The sequence below is a fragment of the Ekhidna sp. genome, from assembly GCF_964218185.1.
Lineage (GTDB): Bacteria > Bacteroidota > Bacteroidia > Cytophagales > Cyclobacteriaceae > Ekhidna.
Window position 1 is genome coordinate 599,355 of record NZ_CAXPLV010000008.1, and the last position, 6,838, is coordinate 606,192.

4 protein-coding genes are annotated in these 6,838 nt (G+C 42.5%); 1 reads left to right on the plus strand and 3 read right to left on the minus strand.

The window, feature by feature from the left end; genetic code table 11:
• Positions 1-52: 52 nt before the first annotated feature.
• From infB to rimP, 3 genes are read right to left on the minus strand one after another with little or no spacing between them, the layout of a single operon-like run.
• On the minus strand, positions 53-2,752 hold the full coding sequence (infB, locus tag ACEQZT_RS15460) for a translation initiation factor IF-2 (RefSeq protein WP_370090361.1): 2,700 nt from the start codon (positions 2,750-2,752) through the stop codon (positions 53-55).
• Positions 2,753-2,772: 20 nt separating this feature from the next.
• Complete coding sequence (nusA, locus tag ACEQZT_RS15465) at positions 2,773-4,014, minus strand: transcription termination factor NusA (RefSeq protein WP_370090362.1); 1,242 nt, start codon at positions 4,012-4,014, stop codon at positions 2,773-2,775.
• A gap of 1 nt (position 4,015) precedes the next feature.
• Positions 4,016-4,459 carry a ribosome maturation factor RimP gene (gene rimP, locus ACEQZT_RS15470; protein ID WP_370090363.1) on the minus strand — a complete coding sequence of 148 codons (444 nt, stop codon included), beginning with the start codon at positions 4,457-4,459 and terminating at the stop codon, positions 4,016-4,018.
• A 328-nt stretch (positions 4,460-4,787) separates the two neighbouring features.
• On the opposite strand from rimP, the gene ACEQZT_RS15475 reads away from it, so the two are divergent.
• Positions 4,788-6,838: beta strand repeat-containing protein (locus tag ACEQZT_RS15475; RefSeq protein ID WP_370090364.1), on the plus strand; the 2,051-nt coding region annotated here is incomplete at its 3' end.

The window sequence follows — 6,838 nt, forward strand, 5'->3', positions numbered from 1 at the left end:
AAAATAAAAAAAGCTTACCAAATGGTAAGCTTAAGTCTTAAATCAGGTCATTTTAAAGCGTTCGCTTCACTTCTTTCATCTCAAAGCCTTCGATAATATCTCCAACCTTGATGTCATTAAAGTTCTTAATGCTCAATCCGCATTCATATCCATTTTTCACCTCGTTCACGTCATCTTTAAATCGCTTCAGTTGGTTGATTTCTCCAGTGTAGACCACTATACCATCTCGCACGATTCTCACATTGTTTGATCTCTTCACAATTCCATCTGTCACATAACATCCGGCTACTGTGCCCACTTTGGTGATCTTGTAAACCTCTCTCACTTCGATATTGCCCGTGATTACTTCCTCGCTGGTAGGCTCTAGCATGCCTTCCATTGCATCCTTCACATCGTTGATGGCATCATAGATAATAGAGTAAAGCCTGATTTCAATCTCTTCTGACTCGGCAAGCTTTCTTGCTCCACTAGATGGACGTACCTGGAAACCAACAATAACTGCGTCAGAGGCCGATGCAAGTAGCACGTCTGACTCTGAAATCTGACCCACAGCTTTGTGTAGAATATTTACCTGAACTTCCTCCGTTGATAGCTTCAATAGTGAATCAGCTAGAGCTTCAATTGACCCATCTACGTCACCTTTTACGATTACATTAAGCTCCTTGAAGCTTCCAATCGCAAGTCTTCTTCCGATTTCATCAAGTGTAATATGCTTCTTAGTTCTGATCGACTGCTCTCTCAGGATTTGCTCTCGCTTGTTGGCTACTTCACGTGCCTCTCGATCACTTTCCATTACGTTAAACTTATCGCCAGCTTGTGGAGCTCCATCCAACCCAAGCATTAAAACTGGCGTAGATGGTCCTGCTTCCTTCAGCTTTTGACCTCTGTGATCAAACATGGCTTTCACCTTACCAAAGTATGGTCCGGCCAAAAGCACATCCCCAACTCTCAAAGTTCCTGCCTGCACCATAATCGTGGATACATAGCCTCGACCCTTGTCTAGTGATGCCTCTACCACAGAACCAACGGCAGGCTTGTCTGGGTTAGCTTTTAGTTCCAGGAGTTCTGCTTCTAATAATACTTTATCCAGCAACTCATCAATTCCTTCTCCAGTTTTCGCCGAGACATGCTGACACTGGTACTTTCCACCCCAATCTTCTACAAGAATGTTGATTTTGGAAAGATCCTCTTTGATTTTGTCTGGGTTTGCATTCGGCTTATCAATCTTGTTGATTGCAATTACGATAGGTACGCCAGCAACCTGGGCGTGGTTGATTGCCTCCTTGGTTTGTGGCATCACAGAGTCGTCTGCTGCTACCACAATAATTGCCACATCGGTGATTTTAGCTCCTCTGGCTCTCATTGCAGTAAATGCTTCGTGACCCGGTGTATCAAGGAAGGCAACTCGCTTTCCGCTATTGGTCATCACATCATATGCTCCAATGTGCTGAGTAATACCCCCTGCTTCTCCCTCTGTCACTTTTGACTCACGGATGTAGTCCAGCAATGATGTCTTACCGTGATCTACGTGCCCCATGATCGTTACAATTGGAGCTCGATCCGTCAGCTTGCTTTCATCATCAGCTTCCTCTACAATATCCGTTTCCTCCTTCGCTTCCGTAAAGTCAACATCAAAGCCAAATTCATCGGCAATGACCGTAATGGTCTCTGCATCAAGTCTTTGGTTGATTGAAACGAACATACCTAAAGACATACATGCCGAAATAACATCGTTGGCAGTAACATCCATCAATGATGCAAGGTCATTGGCAGAGATATACTCTGTTACGTGTAGTGTCTTTGATGCCTCTTCTGCCTGCAGCTGTCTTTCTTCCTCTTCTTCCGCTCTGGCAGATCTTTTATCTTTTCTGTACTTAGAACGCTGTGATCCGCCCTTTCCGCCACCTCCACTTAGTTTAGCAAGGGTTGCTTTAATCTTATCCTGAATTTCCTTATCGGAAAGTTCTTCCGTTTTTCTACCCGTCTGAGTTCTTCCTCTATCACTTCTTCCACGGTCTCCACCACCGCCACGTTGTGGTGGTCCACCAGCTGACTGAATACGTTTTCTAGGACGCTTCTTTCTGTCCTGATTTGAATCTGATGAGGCAACCGGTTTCGGCTTGTCTTTTGGAAGCTCAATTTTGTCAAGAACCTTCAACCCTCTCAATGAGTCCGCCTTGGCTTTAATCACCTCTTTTTCAGGTGCTTTCTCTTCCTCAGGTTTTTCTTCCTTGGCTTTTGGCTCCTCTTTCTTCTCTTCTTTTAGAGCCTCCTTCTTAGGTTCTTCTTTCTTCTCTTCAGCCTTGGGTTTGGCTTCCTCCTTCGGCTCCTCTTTTGCCACAGGTTTTGCCTCAGCTTTGTCTTCCTCTTTCTTCTTTTTGTCAAGATCAATCTTTCCGACCACCTTCGGACCATCCAGCTTTGTTCGAGCTGAAATTTTTTCTGGTTCCGAATCTCCGGAAACATTGTCTTTTATGAGAATGCGATCATCCTCATTTTTTTCTTCCGCAGATACTTTTTCTGCATTTATGACCATGTTATCGGTCTTTCCACCGATGGTCAATTCAGATGCTTCTTCTTTGTCATGAGCCGAGTCTGCAAACTCACGCGCAAGCATGTCATACTGATCCTGAGGAATCTTAGAGTTGGGGTTTGAGTCTACCTCATAGCCTTTCTCCTTCAAGAAATCCAGAATAGTATTCTTACCTACGTTTAGCTTTCTCGCTACTTGACTTAATCTGTATTCTGCCATATAAACTTTTCAAAATTACTTTATTCGAACTCCTGGCTCAGAACTCGAATCACCTCATGTACTGTTTCTTCTTCTAAATCTGTCCTTCTCACTAAATCGTCCGTACTGAGCTTCAATACACTCTTCGCCGTATCGAGCCCGACACGCTTTAGCTCATCAATTACCCAATCTTCCAATTCATCAGTAAACTCTTCCAAATCCACATCTTCCTCTGAGCTTTCATCTAGTTCTCGGAAAACATCGATCTCCATTCCTACTAATTTACTAGCCAATTTAATGTTTTGACCTCCCTTTCCGATGGCCAAAGATACCTGATCTGGCTTGAGATAAACAGACACTCGGTCTTTCTCGTCACTTATTTTCATACTTGTGATCTTCGCAGGACTAAGCGCTCTTGCTAAATACAGCTCTAAATTGTCCGTGAAATTGATCACATCAATGTTTTCATTTTGAAGTTCGCGAACGATGGAGTGAATACGTGATCCTTTCATACCTACACACGCGCCTACCGGATCTATACGATCATCATAAGACTCTACTGCTACCTTCGCTCTCTCCCCTGGCTCTCTTACCACGTTTTTAATCGTAATGAGACCGTCGTATACTTCTGGTACTTCCGCCTCAAAAAGTCTTTCTAGGAAGACTGGTGAAGTTCTGGATAAGATAATTTTCGGGTTACCGTTCACCATTTCCGCACGGTGCACAATCGCTCTCACTGTATCTCCTTTTCTGTATCGATCTTTAGGGATTTGTTCGCTCTTCGGCACTGTAAGCTCATTGCCCTCTCCATCTGTCAGCAATACCTCACGACCCAATACCTGATACACTTCGCCTTGAATAATCTCACCAACCAAGTCCTTGTACTTCTGGAAAAGAATATCTTTTTCCAAATCCTTGATCTTCTGAATAAGGGTTTGACGTGCTGTCATCACGGCTCTTCTTCCAAAATCTTCTAGTTTGATTTCTTCTGCTACTTCCTCACCGATTTCAAAGTCAGGTTCAATCTGACGGGCCTCAGTCAAACTGATTTTGTCGTGATCCCAAATATCCTCCGAGTTATCGTCAACAATTTCTCTAAACCTCCAAATCTCAAGGTCACCGTTATCGGCATTTATTACAATATCGAAGTTGTCATCGGTCTCGTATTTCTTACGGATCATCGTTCTGAATACATCTTCCAGAATTCTGATCATTGTAGGGCGGTCTATGTTTTTGCCTCTAGCAAAATCCGCAAACGAATCAATTAATACTGACGCTTCCATCTTACTTGAATGATACTTTTACTTTTGATTGTTTTATTTCTTCAAATTTTAGCGATCTCATCTCCTGATTACAATTCAATTCAATCGCCTCATCTTTTACTTCTTTCAACTCTCCTTCAACTTTTTCTCCTTCCACAGTTTCAACCACCAAGCTCCGGCCAATATTTTTAACATACTGGCGATGAAGCATAATTGGAAAATCCAACCCAGGAGAAGATACTTCCAAAGTGTATTTACCTTTCATAAAATCTTCTTCCTCAACTTCTGCACCTACCTGCCTGCTGATCTTACTGCACTGGTCTATGGAAATTCCGTTATCTCCATCAACGAAAATCAAAACCTTCTGATTCCCCTCATTTCCTTTGACTTTTACATCCACAAGAAATAAGTCCCGATCATCCGAAATGACCCGCTCCGCTATCTCTCTGATTCTCTTTTCTTCCAAAATTTCTATTAATGAAAAGAGGGGACTGATGTCCCCTCTTTCGGTATTCTTTCTATAATTCTTTGCAAAGGTAGAAAACTAAAGTTGAAATCCTTCAATTCGTTCAAAAAATGTAAGGAATTTAAGTTCGAATTGATTTCAAAACCGAAAATCATCCATTCATCTAAAGTTCTGTCTCTAACTCGCTGATTTTTTGGAAATTATCACCGCTTAGTCTAATTTTTACCTCCAGTTATAGAAATAGTCTCACCGCCCTATTTTTTAACCTTAAAACCAACAAAAGTCCAGCCATAACGGTTAGCCTTAGCTTCATTTAATATCCCCACTTATGAAACTTTTAAAGTATTCAGCTTTTGCTGCTCTAATGCTGTCCTCGGCATACTCATTTGCTCAGGATAACTCAGTCGGAATCAACACCAATTCTCCAAATGCGAATGCCGTGCTTGAGCTTGTCTCACCCAATTCCAATCAGGGCTTCCTGGTTCCCAGGGTTACATCCTCGCAACGGACGTCTATGTCGCTGACCAATCAGGACAATGGCTTGATGGTATTCGACACGGATTTTGACCTTTTCTACTATTGGAATAATGGTAGCTGGAAAGCCGGACTTGGGGTGTTAAATGTTACAACAGCAGGTGGGGATCTGACTGGTAACTATCCTAATCCAATCATCAGAGCTGGAGCGGTGAATGAAGGAAAGCTGGCTGACTTTTCTGTTTCGACTGCTAAACTTCAAAACAGCAGCGTGACAACCGGGAAAATAAACAATGGGGCAGTTACAACTGACAAGATCGCTAATGAGGCAGTAACCGGAGCAAAACTTGAAGATGTGGGTATTACGCCAAATACATATGGTAATCAGTTTACGGTTCTGCAACTGACTGCAGATTCTAAAGGGCGAATCATAGGAATTTCTGAAATTCCAATACTGATAACATCTACACATATTACAAACCTTTCCGTTCTCAATGAAGATATTGCTAATGGAACAATTACCATTTCTAAGCTAAATGCTGAAGGGAACTCCAATACTGTTCTAACTGTGGACGGTTCCGGAAATCCTGTTTGGACAGATCGATCAGAGTTTACTTCATCTACTCTTGCACAAAATAATATCTATGTTGGAAACAGCTCAGGGGTTGCTCAAGGCCTTCCAGTTTCAGGAGCAAGCGACATCACGGTTACCAACGGAGGAACTACAGCCGATCTTCAAATTAGACCGAATGCTGTAACAACAAGTGAAATTTTAAACAACACGATAACAACGGATGATATTGCTACTGATGGAGTTGCGCAGGATGAAATTGCACCTAATTCAGTAGGAACTAGTGAGCTTATTAACCTAAACGTCACTAATGCTAAGATTGCAAATGATGCAATTACTTCAGAAAAAATTCTCAATAGAGAGGTGGAAACTCTTGACATTGCTACAGGGGCTGTTACAGAGAATGAATTAGCAGATAATGCAGTGACTGCAGCTAAGATTGCAGATGACAATGTAACCAGAAATGAAATCAATGCTGATGTTGCTGGTTTAGGGTTGGTTCAAAATGTTGACGGCAGCCTGGAAATAAATGAAGGTAATGGGCTCCAAATTAGTGGAGATATTCTATCTGTAAATCTTGGTGATCTTGCTGGCGATGGCATTGTAGAGGATGCTGTAAATCAAGAGTTCGACATCAATGTTGACAATGCAACTCTAGAAGTTAGTGGGGACATCCTCCAGGTTATGAATTTGGGTATCACAACTAATAAACTTGCCGACAGATCAGTTACTCAAGGTAAAATTTTGCCTGCCAACTCAAATGCGATCTTGATTTCCAACAATGTTCCTGATGCAGCGTGGTTTTCACCTGGTGTAAATCAGATTGTAGTAACAGGTGCCGGAGGAGCAATAACCTCACGCCCCGTAACTGATTTTGCTACTAAGGATCTCAATCTTGGAAGTATTTTCGTCGGAGACGCGTCCAATCAAGCCCAACAATTATTTGCTGGCCAGGCAAACTATATGCTTGTTGGCAATGGAAGCACCGTTGTTTCAGCTCCTATTTCAGGTGATATCGCCTTTGCTTTGGGTGGGCCGAATATTGTTTCCACTATTCAGAATAATGCGGTAGATGGGACAGATTTGGATCTTACTACTGATTTCGTAGTACCAGGATCAGGTCAATTTATTCTAAATAACACTAATGGATTAAGAGTTAACAATGCAACAGATCTGAACGGCACCCTCGATGTAGCCGGACAAACAAACCTCGCAGCTGCCGGAACCAACACCACCGTACGTGGGGACCTGGCCGTAGATGAAGCCGCGGATTTCAACAGCTCCGTCAATATCGATGGAACTGCAACCGCCAACAATGGACTGGATGTAACTGC

Bases quoted from the DNA above. Each gene is read 5' to 3' on its own strand.
- infB (WP_370090361.1), bottom strand. From the start codon at position 2,752: ATGGCAGAATACAGATTAAGTCAAGTAGCGAGAAAGCTAAACGTAGGT.
- nusA (WP_370090362.1), bottom strand. From the start codon at position 4,014: ATGGAAGCGTCAGTATTAATTGATTCGTTTGCGGATTTTGCTAGAGGC.